Raw genomic sequence first — 258 nt, 5'->3', positions numbered from 1 at the left:
GACGCGGCTCGCGCTTCTCCTGCGGCTCGCGCTTTTCCTGCACGGGCGGCTGCGACTTGGCCGGAGCGGCATCGGTGGTGCCGTCGTCGTCGAAGTCGAACTCCGGCTGGCTGCGGCTCGGCGCCGGCGCGCTTTCGCCGTCGCTGTCGCCGGCATCCAGGTCGGCATCGTCCAGGCCGGCGGCATCGCCGGCAGCACCGGCTTCGCCATTGCCACGGCGACGGCGGCGGCCACCGCGACGGCCACGACGGCGGCGGC

1 protein-coding gene is annotated in these 258 nt (G+C 75.6%); it reads right to left on the bottom strand.

What is annotated here, in order from left to right; translation table 11 throughout:
- On the bottom strand, positions 1–258 hold a 258-nt coding region (locus D588_RS25225), incomplete at both ends, for a hypothetical protein (RefSeq protein WP_043085729.1).

It is taken from the genome of Xanthomonas sp. SHU 308 (assembly GCF_000364645.1).
GTDB lineage: Bacteria > Pseudomonadota > Gammaproteobacteria > Xanthomonadales > Xanthomonadaceae > Xanthomonas_A > Xanthomonas_A sontii.
The sequence above is the reverse complement of the archived record's forward strand: the minus strand, read 5'-3'. Positions and strand labels throughout refer to the sequence as shown.